Origin of the sequence: Jeotgalibacillus haloalkalitolerans (genome assembly GCF_034427455.1) — a bacterium.
GTDB classification, from domain to species: domain Bacteria; phylum Bacillota; class Bacilli; order Bacillales; family Jeotgalibacillaceae; genus Jeotgalibacillus; species Jeotgalibacillus haloalkalitolerans.
The window spans coordinates 937,870-955,076 of record NZ_JAXQNN010000002.1 but is presented as its reverse complement, the minus strand read 5'-3'; the positions used below and the strand labels follow the sequence as shown (position 1 = coordinate 955,076).

Here is a 17,207-nt window from a genome sequence, read left to right as displayed (position 1 = left end):
CCCTGTTAATGAATTCCGGGAAACTAAAAGCTGTTTCTTAAGAGTGTGTGGTGAAAGTCCGAACGTCATGTTTTTGTAAATGACGTAGATATTATAACCGTTGAACGTCGTATTTCGTTCATTGAGGTAGTGATACACCTGGGTTAGACGTTGTATCAGCCGGATCCCACTGCACCACCAGCAGAATCGAACGTCATGACAGCCTCCTTGGCTGCAGAAACCATTACCACATAAACCAAATATTAAGAATCCTCCATCTTCTTGACATGATCTTGTTTTCGCTCAAGTAAACCGTTAAAATAATTTGGTACACGAAATACATATGAAAAGAGGGACAGCAGTGCCGCGTGCTTTATGGTTTTTAGTGATTGGAATGGCGATCAATGTGACGGGGGCTTCTTTTTTATGGCCGTTAAATACAATTTATATCAGTGGAGAGCTTGGAAAGTCACTTACAACTGCCGGTCTGGTGCTGATGGCAAACGCAGGCGCGAGTGTGCTTGGTAACCTGCTTGGCGGGGTACTGTTTGATAAAATTGGCGGTTACAAATCAATTATGTCAGGGATTCTCATTACGCTCACTGCAGTTGGCGGATTGATGATCTGGCATGGATGGCCGCATTATGTATTTTTTATGATTTTCATTGGTTTTGGTTCAGGGATCGTTTTTCCATCCATGTACGCTATGGCCGGTTCTGTCTGGCCAGAGGGTGGCAGGAAGGCGTTTAATGCCATTTACCTTGCGACGAATATTGGGGTTGCGACTGGTGCCGCCATGGGTGGTTTCGTTGCGTCATTCTCATTTAATTATATTTTCATCGCAAATTTTGTGATGTACGTGATTTTCTTTCTGATTGCACTTTTGACTTATAAAAATATTGAGCTGCAGCCGAATATCCAGACGAGTGTGCTGCAGGAGCGGGGACAGATTCAAAGTAAGGCAGCCTTTACCTCATTACTGATTTTATGTGCAGCTTACCTGTTGTGCTGGGTCGGATATGTGCAGTGGCAATCTACAATTGCTGACTACACTCAGAGGATCAATATTCCACTTGAACTTTACAGCGTGCTATGGACAGTTAATGGATTGTTGATTGTTGCAGGGCAGCCGTTAATCAAGCCGATTGTAAAGCGTTTTGAACACAATTTGAAAATACAGATGGCGATCGGCACAGTGATTTTTATGGTCTCATTTGCCGTCACTGCTTATGCAGGCAGCTTTCAGGGCTTTCTCGCTGCGATGATCATTTTAACGATTGGTGAAATGCTGATCTGGCCTGCTGTACCGACGATCGCGAGTAGGCTGGCTCCAAAGGGACGGGAAGGCTTTTATCAGGGCGTAGTGAACAGTACAGCAACGGGTGGGCGGATGATCGGGCCGCTTCTTGGCGGGATCATGGTTGATTTATATGGTATGACACCTCTGTTCTTCCTGCTGATCGGTTTACTGGTTATCTCAATCGGAATTACGTTTATTTATGACCTTCCGCTGAAGAAAAAAGAAGTGGAAGCGGCTGCTTAAAAAAACTTGCATGCCCGCAGTCAATTGAATACAATAGAAAATAGTCATCATAACTAAGACGTAGAAAAGGATTAGTAACAGAAAGCTGCTGATAAAAGAGAGTCTGCATCTGGTGAAAGCAGACCGGCCGCACTGTGAACTCACCTTTGAGTCGATTATGCGAAAAAGAGTAGCATGATCCGTTTTCCGCGATAAGGACTTGAGCGCGTGTACACGAATTTGGGTGGTACCGCGGGAGTGTATAAGCACCTCCCGTCCCATAATTGGGGCGGGAGTTTTTTGTTTATTACAGGTAATTTTTTACATTAGGAGGAACTGGTATGAGCTTTGATCATAAGGTGATCGAAAAGAAATGGCAGAAGCACTGGCTTGAAGAAAAAACCTTCAAGACAGATGAAGATTTTTCAATAAAGAAATTTTACGCACTTGATATGTTCCCGTATCCATCCGGCGCAGGTCTTCATGTAGGACACCCGGAAGGCTATACAGCGACTGATATCCTTTCACGCTACAAGCGTATGCAGGGATACAATGTGCTTCATCCAATGGGATGGGATGCATTCGGACTGCCTGCTGAGCAGTATGCACTTGATACAGGTAACAGCCCGGCAGAATTTACAAAGAAAAATATTGATACATTCCGCCGTCAGATCCAGGAGCTTGGCTTCTCGTATGACTGGGACCGTGAAGTAAGCACAACTGATCCTGAGTACTACAAGTGGACACAGTGGATCTTCCTGAAGCTTTACGAGCAGGGTCTTGCTTATGTGGACGAGGTAGCGGTGAACTGGTGCCCGGCACTTGGGACGGTTCTTGCAAATGAAGAAGTCATCGATGGTAAAAGTGAGCGTGGCGGTCACCCTGTAGAGCGCCGTCCGATGAAGCAGTGGGTGCTGAAAATCACTGCTTATGCGGACCGTCTGATTGATGACCTTGAAGAACTTGACTGGCCTGAAAGCATTAAAGATATGCAGCGTAACTGGGTCGGCCGTTCTGAAGGTGCTGAACTCACTTTTAACATTGACAGCACTGATGAGAAGTTCGATGTATTCACAACGCGTCCGGATACACTTTTCGGTGCAACTTACGCAGTGCTTGCACCTGAGCATCCGCTCGTTGAAAAAATCACAACAGCTGATCAAAAGGCTGCAGTTGAAGCTTATATCAATGAAATTAAATCAAAGAGTGATCTTGAACGTACAGACCTTGCAAAAGAAAAGACAGGCGTATTCACAGGTGCTTATGCAATCAATCCAGTAAATGATGAAAAAATGCCGATCTGGATTGCAGATTATGTACTGATGAGCTACGGTAGCGGCGCAATTATGGCTGTACCGGCTCATGATGAGAGAGACTATGAGTTCGCACAGGAATTTAACCTGCCGATCCGTGAAGTCGTTGAAGGCGGAGATATCTCTAAAGAAGCTTATACAGGAGAAGGTAAGCATGTGAACTCAGGCTTCCTTGATGGGCTTGGCAAAGAAGAAGCCATTGCGAAATCAATAGAATGGCTTGAAGAGAAGGACCTTGGCACTAAGAAAATCACTTACCGTCTGCGTGACTGGTTATTCAGCCGTCAGCGCTACTGGGGTGAGCCGATTCCGATCATCCACTGGGAAGACGGAACAATGTCAGGCGTACCTGAATCAGAGCTCCCGCTTGAACTGCCAAAAACAGAGAATATCAAACCTTCAGGTACAGGTGAGTCACCGCTGGCAAATATTGAAGAGTGGGTTAATGTGACACACCCTGAAACAGGCATGAAGGGGCGCCGTGAGACAAATACAATGCCTCAGTGGGCGGGAAGCTGCTGGTACTACCTGCGCTATATCGACCCGACGAACAGTGAAGCACTTGCTGATCCGGAAAAAATCAAGCACTGGCTGCCTGTAGATATCTATGTCGGCGGAGCAGAGCATGCTGTTCTGCACCTGCTTTACGCACGTTTCTGGCACAAAGTACTTTACGATATCGGCGTTGTACCGACAAAAGAGCCATTCCAGAAGCTGTTCAACCAGGGAATGATTCTTGGTGAAAATAACGAAAAAATGAGTAAATCAAAAGGGAACGTTGTAAACCCTGATGAAATCATCCGCACACACGGTGCAGATACACTGCGCGTCTACGAAATGTTCATGGGACCGCTTGAAGCATCTGTTGCATGGTCTGAAAACGGTCTTGACGGTGCAAGAAGATTCCTTGAGCGTATCTGGCGTCTGCTGGTAACCGATCAGGGCGCATTGACAGATAAAGTAAAAGATCAGCCGAATGAAGCACTTGAAAAAACGTATCACCAGACTGTGAAAAAAGTGACTGAAGATATTGAAGGCATCCGTTTTAATACGGCGATTTCACAGCTGATGGTATTTGTAAATGAAGCTTACAAAGTCGACGTTATTCCTGCTGACTACATTAAAGGCTTTGTTAAAATGCTGTCACCATTTGCTCCTCACATTGCTGAAGAGCTGTGGGAAAAGGTTGGACAAGGCGAGCTCAGCTATTCTGAATGGCCAACATTCGATGAGTCCAAGCTGGTAAGCGATGAAGTTGAGATCGTTGTGCAGATTAACGGCAAGCTAAAGAAAAAGCTGATGGTACCACGCGAAGCAACACGCGAAGAAATGGAATCACTTGCAATGGATCAGGACGAAGTAAAGTCTGCCATTGAAGGAAAAACAGTCCGTAAAGTGATCGCTGTTCCAGGCAAACTGGTTAATATCGTAGCAAACTGATACATGAGATTGCTATAATCTAATTATGCTGAAATGGAAAGGGTGGAGAACATGTCTGAATTAAACACAATTACTGCAAGTGAAGTACAAAAGAAGCTTGAAGCAGGTGAAGAACTGAACCTGATTGATGTACGTGAAAATGATGAAGTAGCTGAAGGGATGATCCCTCAGGCAACGCATATCCCAATGGGTGACATTTCAATGCATCTTGATGAACTGGATCAGGATAAAGAGTACATCGTGATCTGCCGCTCCGGCCGCCGAAGTGAAAATGTAGGCTGGTTCCTGCATGACCACGGTTATAAAGTAACGAATATGACTGGCGGTATGCTTGAGTATGAGGGCGAGACAAAGCCTAAAGCGTAAGAAATAAGAAAAACCCGGTGTATCATCACTTATCATGTGATACACCGGGTTTTGTTTTTTAGGATGGTATTCCAAAGCAACCTTGAAGAGCAGATGTGAGATCGTTCGGCGACTTGCGACATTCCTTCAATTCAGGAGTTATTCCTTCAAATTGATAAATGATTATATCAATATAAAAAAGATTCCTTCAATCTTACTTTTTATTCCTTCAATTCCTTTGAGAGTAGCGTATTTCCATCAAAACAAGAAATATTTCCATCAGCATGCCAAGTGATTTACATCATTTGGTCAGTTATTCCCTCACTGCAGACACAGCCACTACTCGAACGCCTTGTCACTGTAACTCTGCAACGCAAAGAAAGAACCCATCACCAAGGTTATTCACCAGCCGCATTACTCCCTGCCAGTCTTCCTGTCACAAGCGCAGAAGTAATATTATATCCACCCGTATACCCGTGAATATCCAGCAGCTCGCCGCATAAAAATAACCCTTCACACTTTTTCGATTTCATTGTTTTCGGTTCTATTTCCTTAATGGAAACACCGCCGCCGGTCACAAATGCTTTTTCTATTGATTGGGTACCGTTCACTTTCATTTCAAAAGCAGTCAGCAACCCGGCCATCCCCCGGATTTTCTCTGAAGAAATTGTTCCCGCCTGCTGATCCGGGTCAATCTCGGTTAACTCCATAAGGAAATGAATGTAGCGTTCAGGCGCGAAACCTTTCCAGACATTTTTTACAGCTTTTTTAGCATCATCTTTCGCCATTTGGTGAAGCTGCTGAAAAACGTTTTCTGCATTTTGATCAGGCATGACGTTAATCCGCACTGTAACCGGTGCGCCTTTTTGCTTTTTCATTTCTTTCACTGCGTATTGACTGCAGCGCAGAATCGCAGGGCCTGAGAGTCCGAAATGTGTAAACAGCATATCCATCTGGTGGGTGACGATTGGCTTGCCGTTTTTCTTCAGTACGCTTACTGCTGCATCTCTTAGCGCAAGACCCTGAAGTGATTTATTTTTGATAAAAGGCTCACTAGAAAGGAGCGGTACTTCAGTAGGGAAGAGATCAGTGACCGTATGCCCCGCTTTTTCAACCCACGGATAGCCGTCACCTTCTGAACCTGTCTGCGGAACTGATTTTCCACCTACTGCCAGTACGACTGAATCAGCCAGGATTTCTTCGCCGTTTCTCGTTTCAATCCCTATAACTTTACCGTCTTCAACCATCAGATCTTTTACCGGAGCATTTGTTCTGATCTCCACATTTAACTCGCCAAGTCTCCTGAGAAGCGCATCCACTACAGATTGTGCTTTATTTGACACAGGGAACATTCTGCCGTGGTCCTCTTCTTTTAACGCAACGCCAAGACCTTCAAAAAAGGCGATGATGTCTTCATTGTTAAAGACGGAAAATGCACTATATAAAAATCGGCCATTACCCGGAATATGCTTAATGATCTCATCAACAGGGAGGCGGTTTGTTACATTACAGCGCCCGCCGCCTGAGATGGCAAGCTTTCGTCCAAGCTTTGTGCCTTTATCAATTAAAAGAACGCGTTCTTTCTTTTCGCCGGCTGCGATTGCTGCCATCAGCCCTGATGGACCGCCACCGACGATAATTACATCGTATTTCATTTGTGTTCAACTCTTTTCTGGAATATGCCTTCATTCTACCGCGGGAAAGTGGACAATTCAATGTACTTATCATTGTCAATCACCGGTTCGGGTAGTACACTCTAATATAGTGTCAAAATTCTTGTCAGATGATTAGGAAGTGAAGATTAATAGATGTCTACATCCACACTTGTCAGAGGTACATTTATTCTGACGTTAGGTACTTTTATTTCCAAGTTTCTCGGACTTTTTTATGTCATTCCATTTAATGAGCTGGTACGTGATGAGCCTGGTGCGCTTGCACTTTACCAGTATGGATATATACCATATACGATTTTTCTATCTATTGCGACAGCTGGCGTTCCGCTTGCCGTGTCGAAATTTATATCAAAATATAATGCAATCGGTGAATACGAGGTGGGGAGGAAGTTATTCCGCTCCGGTCTGATTCTGATGTCACTGACTGGTATTTTTGCATTCCTGATGATGTATCTGTTCGCGCCGGTATTTGCCGGCATGGTGATTGAATCAAATGATCAGCAGGTCAGTGTGGAACAGGTGATATCCGTGATCAGGGCTGTCAGCTTTGCACTGATTATTATTCCGGTCATGAGTCTGATCAGAGGCTTTTTCCAGGGATATCAGTCGATGGGACCAACCGCTGTATCAAATGTCATTGAACAGATTGTCCGGATCGTCTTCTTATTAGCTGGTGTGTACGTTGTACTGTTTATTATGGACGGTTCCATGACACAGGCAATCGGTGTAGCGACATTTGCAGCATTCGTCGGCGGTGTGGCCAGTCTTGCGTTACTCGTCGTGTACTACCTGAAGCGTAAACCTCATTTAGATAAAATGAGTGCTACCGGTAAAAACGAAATGGATATTTCGATAAAAGATATGTATAAGGAAATTATCCTGTACTCGATTCCTTTCGTTCTTGTCGGGGTAGCAAATCCGTTATTCCAGTTAATCGACTCACTGACGTTTAATAAAGCAATGGTATCAATCGGACTTGCAGCAGTAACAGATATTCAGCTTGAGGTGCTGAACTTTACAACGCATAAGCTGGTTATTATTCCGGTATCTCTTGCGACGGCATTTGCCATGACTTTGATTCCGGTCATTACGTCAAGCTTTTCAAAAGGAAACTGGAGTAATCTGAACAGACAGATTGACCAGACATTTCAGATTTTGCTGTTTCTGACAATGCCTGCAGCAATCGGGCTGTCACTGCTTGCTGAACCTGCCTATACAGTATTCTACGGTGCAAATGAGCTTGGTACAGAAGTGCTCAGAACCTACGCACCTGTTGCCATTTTATTTGCAATCTACACAGTAACGGCTGCCATGATGCAGGGGATTAACGAACAGCGGTGGAGTGTGCTGAGCCTGCTGATCGGTCTGCTTGTCAAGCTGGTACTGAACATTCCGCTCGTTCAGATGATGGAAGTGCAGGGAGCTGTTCTTGCAACAAGTATTGGTTATGTTGCAGCAATCGTGATTAATTTACTAGTAATTAAATATTTTGCAGCTTATAAGTACAGAATGGTTGTCAAACGTACATTACTGATGCTGATCTTCAATGTGATTATGGCGGTTCCTGTGCTGATCGTTTACTTCGGACTGGACCTGGTGATGAATCCTGAAAACAGACTGCACGCAGTGATTATTTTAGCAATATGCGGACTTGTCGGTGCATTTGTCTATGCTGTACTCAGTATGAAATCCCGCCTTGCAGACCGCCTGTTCGGAGAGCGCATTACCCGCTTACGTAATAAATTTTCTTAAAAAGGATGTTTCTCATGAGACTCGACAAACTGCTTTCCAATATGGGATATGGCAGCAGAAAAGAAATGAAAAAATGGCTGAAGTCAGGAACAGTCTTAGTAGACGGTAAGCCTGCAAAAGATGGAAAGCAACAGGTCAATCCTGAACAACAGACTGTCACTGTAAATGGTGAGGAAGTTCATTACCGTGAATTTATTTACCTCATGTTGAATAAACCCCAGGGTGTGATCTCAGCAACTGAAGACGGGATGCACGAAACAGTCATTGATCTGATTGATCCCGATTATCACTTGTTTGAGCCATTTCCTGTCGGGCGCCTTGATAAAGATACAGAAGGCTTTCTGCTACTGACAAATGACGGCGCACTTGCGCATGACCTGCTATCACCAAAAAAGCACGTTGCCAAAACCTATTTTGCCCGGATAAAAGGAAACGTAACAGAAGATGATATCGAAGCTTTCAAGCGGGGAGTCACACTCGACGACGGATACCATACCAAACCAGGTGAGCTCGTGATTCTATCAGCCGGTGAGACCTCAGAAATTGAACTGACCATCACCGAAGGCAAGTTCCATCAGGTCAAAAGAATGTTCCAGGCAGTCGGCAAAGAAGTCACATTCCTCAAAAGACTCTCCATGGGCCCGCTGGAACTGGACAAGAACCTTGAGCCGGGAGAATATCGTGAGCTGACAGAGGAAGAATTGGTTCAATTGAAGAGTCGATCAAGCAGTAGTTAAAAAAGATGAACTGAGCGGGTACAGTGGAGAACGGAGACTACCGCCCGGGGGCAGGAAAGCGCAGTCCTCCACTGTACCGGCGGTTCTGGAAGTCCATACAAATACAAAACAAGAGCAGCGTCAATACGCTGCTCTTTTATACTTTCAGTTTATGAAATTTTGACTTTCTTTTCTGTCGTTGTCCATTTGCCCCGACTAGGACTTGTCACTAAATCGTTATAGGCTAACACATTCAAATCCCTTTGAATGGTGCGAGGTGTAATGCCGAATTCATCTACCAAATCATTTGTAGTCACTGTTCCGTTTTCTTTAATGAACATATAGACAGATTTGATACGCGTCAGCATTCTGTTCGTAGTTGGTTTCAAAAAACCACTCCCTCATCTTTTTTCCATGGCAATGACGACGGTTAACAGTTCAATTATTCTCCAGAAGTAAAATTGGATGCCTGACGACAGCCCCTTTTCATTCTTTTTCGACAATCATTATTGTCTGACAATTTTATTGTACACCTCACTTAAATAAATTTCTACCCTTTTCTACCCATTTACAAACTATTAACATATTTTATAAGGAATTGTTCGTCATTATGATGCTTGGAAACTTTTTTCAACCTGATCCGTAAAAGAGAAAAAGGATGTGAAAAGATGCTGAATGTACATATTCAATCGGGCAGCTATCAGCCGAATCAGCCGACCATTAAAGATATCCAGTTTGATTTGAACCCTGGTGAGCTTTTGATAATGATCGGATCTAACGGTGCAGGAAAGAGTACGACACTAAAAGGCATTATGGGACAGATCCCATTTTTCGAAGGAGAAGTAGTATTTCAGGAAAATATCCGATATTCATTTATACCTGAGCGGCCTGTCTTTTATGACGAATTAACGCTACAGGAGCATCTTCAGTTTATTGCTGATATCGAAGAAATACCGGAAGCTGAATGGAAGCCAAGGGCAGAGGAGTGGCTGGGGAAATTTCAGTTAACAAAAGTCCTTCATGAACTGCCGGGGACGTTTTCAAAAGGGATGCAGCAAAAAGCCATGCTCCTCCTTGCACTCCTGACGAAACCTTCACTCTGGATTATTGACGAACCTTTTATGGGGCTGGACCCATCAGCTGTAAAACTTTTCATGAAGCTGATCAGGGAAGAGCGGGAGAGAGGCGCCGGTATTGTAATGTGTACGCATATACTGGATACAGCAGAAAAGATCGGTGACAGGTTTCTGATCATTTCCGAAGGAACACTTTCTGCATACGGCACACTTCAGGAAGTCCTCACAGAATACGGGGCAGAGGATCTTTACGGCTGTATTCCGGAGGCTGAATCAACGTGAAGGGACTCCTGCTGACAAGAATCAGAAAAGATTATGATTATCAATATGGTGTCATTAAAACGGCAATTGACTGGACGGTCATTGTGTATCTGATCCTCCCGGGGCTGTTTTTTACCGGGCTTTTTTACAGGTCGCTCTGGGTAGAGCCTCCTGTCTGGTTCAACTGGTTCGACTGGCGGCTGGCTGCTCTTGCTATGGCGATCACGATGCTTTCTTCGAAGTGGAGAACTTTTCTGTATGAAGCGGATAGCGTCTTTTTAATTAAAAGAAAAGAACTGATTGAATCTATTTTGAAGGAAAGTTTTATCTATAATCTCGTCTATTCACTTGTGGAGACGGGTTTAGTCGTGGTGCTGGTCTGTCCATTTATCGTAAATTTTTTAAATATAAGCTGGTATTCCATCCTGGCATTCTGGATTTCAATGGCCTGTGTAAAGGTATTTGGCAAATCGATGTTTTACTTTGCGTGGCTGAGATTTAAAGGCTGGCGGTTAAGGGCTGCTGTCATCTCTATTGGAATTGTCATCTTTCTGAGTACATTTCTGATTACCTGGCTGAGCCTTTACATCCCTTTAGCGGCAGCTTTACCACTGGTCATGTTAATCATACTGCTCCCTGTCCTGCTGAAAAACAGCCTGTTATCTCCAAATAGAATACTGGATCATGGAATAAAAGAACGCGGATACAAAACACGCTTTATTAAGAAAATGTTTTCAATGTCTTATGAAGTGGAGACGCCTCCAAAAGCAAAAACCCGTTCGAAACCATGGTTTTTCAGAAAATCGGGCAGGATCTTTAAACAGCCCGGCCCGCAGAAAGCAATGGCTGAGCTCTTCATCAAGCACTATGCAAGAAACAGGGAGTATACTTATATCATTCTAAGGCTGATGGGCGCAGCCGGGGCATCGGCAATCTTTGTGCCCTCGGCCTGGGCTTATCTGATCATCGTGTCATTTCTGGCCTTTGGAGCCGTATCTGTCAGTCAGCAGATGTGGGCACAGCTAATCGATCAGCATGCAATTGGGGTGAAGTATAAATCAAGGGATGCCTACTTCAAAATTAAGCGTAAAACAGACCTGATTACGGTGGTTCCTTATACAGTTTTCCTGCTGCTCTATTTCATCTGAATCAAATTTCATGGTGATTCCCTCAAGGAAATGTTCTATAATAGGACCATTATCGAAGAACGGGGTGAATGCCGTGACCATCAGTTGGAAGGATGAAGTTGATAAAAGAAAAGACGACATACTGAACGAATTGCAGCAGCTTATCGCGATTCCGAGTGTGCTGGATGAATCGGACGCAAGCGTTGAAGCACCACTCGGAAAAGAGGTCAAGCGTGCACTGGAGTACTTACTGAAAGCAGGAGAGACAGCCGGTTTTAAAAGTAAAAATACCGGTCATATTGCCGGGCATCTTGAAATGGGAGAGGGAGAAGACCTTCTTGGAATCCTCTGTCACGTTGATGTTGTACCGGCAGGAAATGGCTGGACTTTTCCGCCGTTTGAAGGAGCCATTAAAGATGGCAGGCTTTATGGACGCGGAGCCATTGATGATAAAGGACCAACCATTGCCGCCTATTATGCAATGAAAATCATACATGAACTTGATCTGAAGCTGAATAAAAGAGTCAGAATGATTATTGGAACAGATGAAGAGAGCGACTGGCGCTGCGTCGACCATTACTTCAAAGAAGAGGAAATGCCGACGATCGGTTTTGCGCCGGATGCAGACTTTCCAGTGATTCATGCTGAAAAAGGCATTATGGACGCAGACTTTCACCTGACCCATTTTGAAGCGGATGAACATGCACCTAAAATTGAAATGCATACTTTCCACGCTGGTGAGAGGTATAACATGGTGCCTGACTATGCAAAGGCTGAACTGACTGTGCATGCAGAACAGACCTATCTGCTTCAGGAATACGAAGAGTTTTTAAAAGAACAGGAGCTGGATGGCGACTTCTACGTGAAGAGCGGTCTCCTGACAATGGAGCTGCACGGTAAGTCAGCACATGCAATGGAGCCGGATAACGGAATAAACGCAGGGATTCTGCTTCTGAGGTTCCTGAAACGGTTTGAGCTTGATGCACGTGCCAGAACATTTGCCACATTTGCCGATAAGTATTTATATAATGGATCAAGAGGCATTGCGCTTGGCATCGCCGGTCAGGATGAGATCAGCGGGGACCTTACACTGAATACCGGTCTGATCCGCTACGGGGAACAGAATGCTTTCTTTGGCATCAATATCCGCTATCCGGTCACTTATGATATGGATCAAAAGCGTGACTGGCTGATGAAAGAAATGAGCAATCATCATATCAGAATCGATGTGAAGGATGATTCAAAGCCGCATCACGTAGATGGTGATGATCCATTTGTCCAGACGCTGCTGTCAGTCTATGAAAATCAAACTGGTGAAAAAGGTGAACTTCTTGCAATCGGAGGAGGCACTTATGCACGTTCTCTTGAGAAAGGTGTAGCATTCGGCGCGCTATTTCCGGGAAGAGAAGATGTTGCACACCAGAAAGATGAATATATTGAAATAGAGGACTTACTGAAAGCCACGGCAATTTATGCTGAAGCAATCTACCAGCTTGCCTGTGAGCAGTAATCATTGAGGGGGAGATCAGTTTGGGTACAATTCTTGTAAATGATCAGTTTTTAGACCGTGTAAACGGCACAGTGGATATCGAGGATCGTGGTTATCAGTTTGGTGATGGCGTGTATGAAGTAGTCAGAGTCTATGGCGGGAAAATGTTCACAGCTGAAGAGCATCTGACGAGATTATTTGAATCCGCAGAAAAAATCTTTCTGACACTGCCTTTTACACTTGAAGAATTAACAGCAAGACTTGAAAAGCTGATGACGGATAATCAGCTTGATACAGGCATTATTTATCTGCAGGTTACGCGCGGTCCATCATCAAGGCAGCACCACTTCCCGGCAGAACAAAATGCTGTATTAACAGCGTACACAAAAGAGGTGGCGCGACCTGTCAAGGACATGAGTGCCGGCGTTAAAGCGATCACAACTCCGGACGTCAGATGGCTCAGATGTGATATTAAAAGTCTGAACTTACTTGGAAACCTCCTTGCAAAACAGGAAGCAGTATCAAAAGGCGGCTTTGAAGCAATCCTGCACAGAGATGATACGGTTACTGAAGGGTCATCATCCAATATTTTTATGATTACTAACGATACAATGTACACACACCCGGCAACAAACCTGATTCTAAATGGCATCACGCGCCGGGAAATCATAAAGCTCTGTGCAGATATCGGACTTCAGGTTGCAGAGAAAGCATTCACACTTGATGAACTGTTAAATGCTGAGGAAGTATTTATGGCAAGCACAACTGCAGAAGTGATGCCGCTGACGAAAGTAAACGACCAGCAAATCGCAAACGGTACACCAGGCAGCTGGACACGTAAACTGCAGGAAGCGTTTGAAGAAGCAGTTGAAAAGCAGTGCGGTGCATTGACAGAGACAATTACGCTCTAGTAAAGCGCGTTATATAAGGGAGCTGTGACTTTCGCTCCAGGGAGACGCTTTCCGCGGCCGGGCGGTGAGCCCGCAGGCTTGGCAATGCCAGGTCTCACACGTCCCTTCCTGCCGCAGGAGTCGCCCCCTTCCGCTACAGTCACAGCTGTGTAATGATTAAGTCAGCTTGAATCGTACTATAAATTACATTCTATTTCTTGAAGGAAATCAAAAGACGCTGGGACAAAACTAGCCGAAGACAAAAATAAAAAGCGCTAATCATCTAAAAAGATGGTCGGCGCATTTTTTTATGGTTGTATTACCTTGCCTTACACAATTTTTATGCTGGTGGCAGCCAACTTTCACAAGTTGACTGCCATGAGCGCAAAGCCCAGTTCATTTCTCACACGTTCTTTTCCTCTGATGGAAAAACGTGTGAAACCTAAATTAGCCTTCAGAAATCCAAAAACTGTTTCTACGTCAATTTTTCTTTTGGCTTAGATTTCACCCGTTTTTGCTTCTGAAAGCAGGGCAGCCTGTTCGTTTAATAAATGGAGTGAAAGCTTTCTGAGAGATTTGTTGGACCAGGTCATGGACTAAAAAAGCGATATCATTTTCTTGAAGTGTAATCGCTAAATCCAGGGTCAAAATGATCTGATTCATATTATAATTTTAAACATAAGGACACCTCCGATGGTTATTGTGTGGTAACTCTAATTTTATCAAGAGGTTGTCCTTTTATATATGCTAAAAATGACGTTCATGATAAAAAGGTCCGTGGGAAGGTTGCACCTTCCCACGGACCTTTTCAATTGTTCACTGGTTTTGTCCCATCCTCTTTTATTTTGATTTATTTAATTTGATATGTGGCAAAAACGCTACATACGAAAAACGCTGAATCTATTTATACATTAACCTTTTTCACACTTTTAATACTCTTTCGCTTGTCATTCTATCTATATAGCTTTTCGCTCTTTGTTTGGCAGCCCCTATTTTTATTTATTTTACGTCTGCGCCATCAAAGCAATCAAAATCTTGTCTGTAAGAAAACGTAAAATTCTCGAAAATAGAACGGTGTCGAACAAAATATAAACGAGAAAAAAGGATTTTTAGTTCTCGATAAAGAATGAACCTTCTTAATCGAGTGTTATTATAAAAAAGAAAGGGAGGGAATTGATGAAAAAGGTATTCAGATTAGGGATAAGTGTTTTGGTGCTATCGATGGGATTATTAATTCCTTCTACTGCCATAGGAAATACGATAGAACCGTTAGGTGCAGGTGAGTGGGATATATTAGGAACGAGATCAATGACATTAGGAAATGGAACGGTAACAATATATGATTCTAGTCTTTGGTCTGGCGGTGGAGATTATAGATTAGTCATAAGCGACGCTGATCCCTCGAATGTAATTTCGGTAATTGTGACTGAAATGGATGGTGATAGTAGTAGCTTAGTGTACGGTGTTACTAGAAATGGAAATGGAAATGGCGAATATAGATTTAGCACTCGAGGTTTTACTGATTTTTCTAATGGTAAAGCAGAATTAAAGTTTAAGATTTCTGGTTCATTACAACCATTTGATAATATTACTGTTTCTTTTCAAGATTGATAAAATTAATCTTGAATACTTCTCGGAGTTACTTTAACTGAGAAATTATATTTAGAAAGCTCACTTTCGTCTAAAATTTCCTTTGAAATTGTTTTAATTTCTTCTTCTTTTGTCGTATCTCTATTTACTTTGGGGATATCAATTATAAATATCCACCCATTTTCTACTGTATATTCAATAGCTGTACTCCCAAGAATTTTATAGTCATTTTCTGTTAACTTATCAGTGATTTGGTTAAAGACTTTTGATTTATACATCTGTTCCATTTTAAGTTGAATTTCCTCTACTTCTGTAGATTTCGTTGGTTGTTGAGCAGTAACAGAATTAGTTAAATCGTGTAAAAAATAAATTGTGCTAATTATCACTAATAAACTTATTAAACAAATACCTATTATTGATTTTTTCATGCTTGATCGCTCCTTTGATACAATTTTTAAATAGGATATGTAAATCCTTATCAGTTATGCTTTGGTCAAAAACCAAGTAAATTAGATCAAAGTAAATAATCGAGTAGGAGGGGGATGATTAATCCCCGACCTCTGTGAGCGTTGTGATGAGTGTCCACTTCGAGCGAGCTGTACATAAGCAAAATTAGAGAATATCCGAAAGATCTTATATAATGAAAATTGGGAGCAACAGAAAGTGTTGATCCGTACCCTGCTTTCAGAAGCAAAAACAGGTGAAATCTGAGCCAAAAGAAAAATTGACGTAGAAACAGTTTTTAAATTTCTGAAGGCTAATTTAGGTTTCACACGTTTTTCCATCAAAGGAAAAGAGCGTGTGAGAAATGAACTGGGCTTTGCGCTCATGGCAGTCAACTTGAGAAAGTTGGCTGCCACCAGCATAAAAATTGTGTAAGGCAAGGTAATACAACCATAAAAAATGCGCCGACCATCTTTTTAGATGATCAACGCTTTTTATTTTTGTCTTCGGCTAGTTTTGTCCCAGCGTCTTTTGGCAAGACAAAGTTGTAAGTATAACTAAGCGGACCCTTGGAGTACAGGACGAAGAATCCCGCCGTGGGAGCAGGAAAGCGAAGTCCCCCACGGAAATCAGCAGCGTTATGAAAGCTCAACGTTATTCATATCTGAAAACATCACTGGACAGGTATCTTTCACCTGTATCACAGGCAATAAACACCACAAACGAATCCTCAGGCAGCGTCTTAGCAACCTCAATCGCTGCATAGCAGGCAGCGCCTGATGAAGGTCCGACAAGAATGCCTTCTTCTCTTGCAAGACGTCTTGTTACATCATACGCCTGCTCATCCTCAATTTTGTGAATCTCATCATATACATCCTGGTTCAAAATATCAGGAATAAAGCCCGGGCTTGTCCCTACAAGCTTGTGTTTACCGGGTTTTCCGCCTGAAAGCACCGGGGAGCCTGCCGGTTCAACGACATGGACCTGCAGATTTTTGTATTTTTCTTTTAACACTTCACCAGTTCCTGTGATGGTGCCGCCAGTACCGGCTGTTGCGACAAATGCGCTCAGCGGCTTTCCGAGCTGATCCGCTGCCTCAATGATTTCAAGTGCAGTGGATTTTCTGTGTGCATCAGGGTTGGCGAAATTTTCAAACTGCATTGGGACAAATGCGCCTTCAATTTCTTTAGCAAGCTCATTTGCTTTTTTAATCGCACCGGGCATTTTTTCATCGCCGGGTGTGAGGACAACTTCAGCACCATAGGCTTTTAAAAGATTAATTCTTTCAGCCGTCATCGTATCAGGCATCACAAGAATGGAACGGTAGCCTCTTGCTGAAGCATTCATCGCGATCCCGATACCGGTGTTTCCGCTTGTTGGCTCAATAATCGTTGATCCTTCTTTTAAGTAACCCGCTTTTTCAGCTTCAACGATCATGTTAAAAGCTGCACGGTCTTTTACACTTTTACTTGGATTATAATATTCAAGTTTTGCATAAACTGCCGCACCTTTTTCAGGCTGGAGGCGGTTCAGTTTGACAAAGGGTGTATCCCCAATCAGTTCTGCGATATTGTTTACGACTTTCATGAC

General features: G+C 43.3%; 14 protein-coding genes, 2 pseudogenes and 1 other annotated feature. Of the genes and pseudogenes, 11 read left to right on the top strand and 5 right to left on the bottom strand.

Annotated elements, in window-relative coordinates; genetic code table 11:
- Nucleotides 1-340 precede the first annotated feature (340 nt).
- From UFB30_RS09825 to UFB30_RS09815, 3 genes are all read left to right on the top strand, one after another.
- Nucleotides 341-1,522, top strand: coding sequence for an MDR family MFS transporter (locus UFB30_RS09825; protein WP_322421489.1), 1,182 nt, complete (start codon nt 341-343; stop codon nt 1,520-1,522).
- Nucleotides 1,523-1,574: 52 nt separating this feature from the next.
- Nucleotides 1,575-1,785, top strand: a binding site (T-box leader).
- A 57-nt stretch (nt 1,786-1,842) separates the two neighbouring features.
- On the top strand, nt 1,843-4,254 hold the full coding sequence (leuS, locus tag UFB30_RS09820) for a leucine--tRNA ligase (RefSeq protein WP_322421488.1): 2,412 nt from the start codon (nt 1,843-1,845) through the stop codon (nt 4,252-4,254).
- A 51-nt stretch (nt 4,255-4,305) separates the two neighbouring features.
- Nucleotides 4,306-4,620 (top strand): rhodanese-like domain-containing protein, encoded by a 315-nt coding sequence (locus UFB30_RS09815; RefSeq protein ID WP_322421487.1) that lies wholly within the window; start codon nt 4,306-4,308, stop codon nt 4,618-4,620.
- 377 nt (nt 4,621-4,997) lie between these two features.
- Here UFB30_RS09815 and UFB30_RS09810 read toward each other — a convergent pair whose 3' ends face one another.
- On the bottom strand, nt 4,998-6,254 hold the full coding sequence (locus UFB30_RS09810; protein ID WP_322421486.1) for a BaiN/RdsA family NAD(P)/FAD-dependent oxidoreductase: 1,257 nt from the start codon (nt 6,252-6,254) through the stop codon (nt 4,998-5,000).
- Nucleotides 6,255-6,407: 153 nt separating this feature from the next.
- On the opposite strand from UFB30_RS09810, the gene UFB30_RS09805 reads away from it, so the two are divergent.
- Together UFB30_RS09805 and UFB30_RS09800 are read left to right on the top strand one after the other, a co-directional pair.
- The gene (locus tag UFB30_RS09805) at nt 6,408-8,024 is read left to right on the top strand and encodes a putative polysaccharide biosynthesis protein (RefSeq protein ID WP_322421485.1); all 1,617 of its coding nucleotides are present in this window, start codon (nt 6,408-6,410) and stop codon (nt 8,022-8,024) included.
- Nucleotides 8,025-8,038: 14 nt separating this feature from the next.
- The gene (locus UFB30_RS09800; protein ID WP_322421484.1) at nt 8,039-8,761 is read left to right on the top strand and encodes a pseudouridine synthase; all 723 of its coding nucleotides are present in this window, start codon (nt 8,039-8,041) and stop codon (nt 8,759-8,761) included.
- A 149-nt stretch (nt 8,762-8,910) separates the two neighbouring features.
- On the opposite strand, the gene UFB30_RS09795 is transcribed toward UFB30_RS09800, so the two are convergent.
- A complete protein-coding gene (locus UFB30_RS09795; protein WP_039810515.1) occupies nt 8,911-9,129 on the bottom strand; it encodes a DeoR family transcriptional regulator in 219 nt (72 codons plus the stop codon).
- A 279-nt stretch (nt 9,130-9,408) separates the two neighbouring features.
- On the opposite strand from UFB30_RS09795, the gene UFB30_RS09790 reads away from it, so the two are divergent.
- The 4 genes from UFB30_RS09790 to dat all read left to right on the top strand — a co-directional run bounded on the left by UFB30_RS09790 (nt 9,409) and on the right by dat (nt 13,604).
- A complete protein-coding gene (locus UFB30_RS09790; RefSeq protein ID WP_322421483.1) occupies nt 9,409-10,098 on the top strand; it encodes an ABC transporter ATP-binding protein in 690 nt (229 codons plus the stop codon).
- A complete protein-coding gene (locus UFB30_RS09785) occupies nt 10,095-11,225 on the top strand; it encodes an ABC transporter permease (protein ID WP_322421482.1) in 1,131 nt (376 codons plus the stop codon). The genes UFB30_RS09790 and UFB30_RS09785 overlap by 4 nt, the downstream gene beginning before the upstream one ends.
- A 73-nt stretch (nt 11,226-11,298) precedes the next feature.
- Nucleotides 11,299-12,714, top strand: a complete 1,416-nt coding sequence (gene pepV, locus UFB30_RS09780) for a dipeptidase PepV (RefSeq protein ID WP_322421481.1) — start codon at nt 11,299-11,301, stop codon at nt 12,712-12,714.
- Nucleotides 12,715-12,734: 20 nt separating this feature from the next.
- Nucleotides 12,735-13,604, top strand: a complete 870-nt coding sequence (gene dat / locus UFB30_RS09775) for a D-amino-acid transaminase (RefSeq protein WP_322421480.1) — start codon at nt 12,735-12,737, stop codon at nt 13,602-13,604.
- Nucleotides 13,605-13,862: 258 nt separating this feature from the next.
- Here dat and UFB30_RS16630 read toward each other — a convergent pair.
- A pseudogene (locus UFB30_RS16630) lies at nt 13,863-14,080 on the bottom strand (transposase); the annotation flags it as partial.
- A 679-nt stretch (nt 14,081-14,759) separates the two neighbouring features.
- Here UFB30_RS16630 and UFB30_RS09765 point away from each other — a divergent pair.
- Nucleotides 14,760-15,194: a YndA family protein gene (locus tag UFB30_RS09765; RefSeq protein ID WP_322421479.1), complete on the top strand. Its 435-nt coding sequence runs from the start codon at nt 14,760-14,762 to the stop codon at nt 15,192-15,194.
- 5 nt (nt 15,195-15,199) lie between these two features.
- Here UFB30_RS09765 and UFB30_RS09760 read toward each other — a convergent pair whose 3' ends face one another.
- Nucleotides 15,200-15,601: a hypothetical protein gene (locus UFB30_RS09760; RefSeq protein WP_322421478.1), complete on the bottom strand. Its 402-nt coding sequence runs from the start codon at nt 15,599-15,601 to the stop codon at nt 15,200-15,202.
- Between the two features lie 133 nt (nt 15,602-15,734).
- Here UFB30_RS09760 and UFB30_RS09755 point away from each other — a divergent pair.
- Nucleotides 15,735-16,034: pseudogene (locus UFB30_RS09755) on the top strand (transposase); the annotation flags it as partial.
- 237 nt (nt 16,035-16,271) lie between these two features.
- Here the strand turns inward: UFB30_RS09755 and cysK are convergent.
- Nucleotides 16,272-17,204: a cysteine synthase A gene (cysK, locus tag UFB30_RS09750; protein WP_322421477.1), complete on the bottom strand. Its 933-nt coding sequence runs from the start codon at nt 17,202-17,204 to the stop codon at nt 16,272-16,274.
- Nucleotides 17,205-17,207 lie beyond the last annotated feature (3 nt).

Bases quoted from the DNA above. Each gene is read 5' to 3' on its own strand.
- leuS (WP_322421488.1), top strand. From the start codon at position 1,843: ATGAGCTTTGATCATAAGGTGATCGAAAAGAAATGGCAGAAGCACTGG.
- UFB30_RS09815 (WP_322421487.1), top strand. From the start codon at position 4,306: ATGTCTGAATTAAACACAATTACTGCAAGTGAAGTACAAAAGAAGCTT.
- UFB30_RS09810 (WP_322421486.1), bottom strand. From the start codon at position 6,254: ATGAAATACGATGTAATTATCGTCGGTGGCGGTCCATCAGGGCTGATG.
- UFB30_RS09805 (WP_322421485.1), top strand. From the start codon at position 6,408: ATGTCTACATCCACACTTGTCAGAGGTACATTTATTCTGACGTTAGGT.
- UFB30_RS09800 (WP_322421484.1), top strand. From the start codon at position 8,039: ATGAGACTCGACAAACTGCTTTCCAATATGGGATATGGCAGCAGAAAA.
- UFB30_RS09790 (WP_322421483.1), top strand. From the start codon at position 9,409: ATGCTGAATGTACATATTCAATCGGGCAGCTATCAGCCGAATCAGCCG.
- UFB30_RS09765 (WP_322421479.1), top strand. From the start codon at position 14,760: ATGAAAAAGGTATTCAGATTAGGGATAAGTGTTTTGGTGCTATCGATG.
- UFB30_RS09760 (WP_322421478.1), bottom strand. From the start codon at position 15,601: ATGAAAAAATCAATAATAGGTATTTGTTTAATAAGTTTATTAGTGATA.
- cysK (WP_322421477.1), bottom strand. From the start codon at position 17,204: ATGAAAGTCGTAAACAATATCGCAGAACTGATTGGGGATACACCCTTT.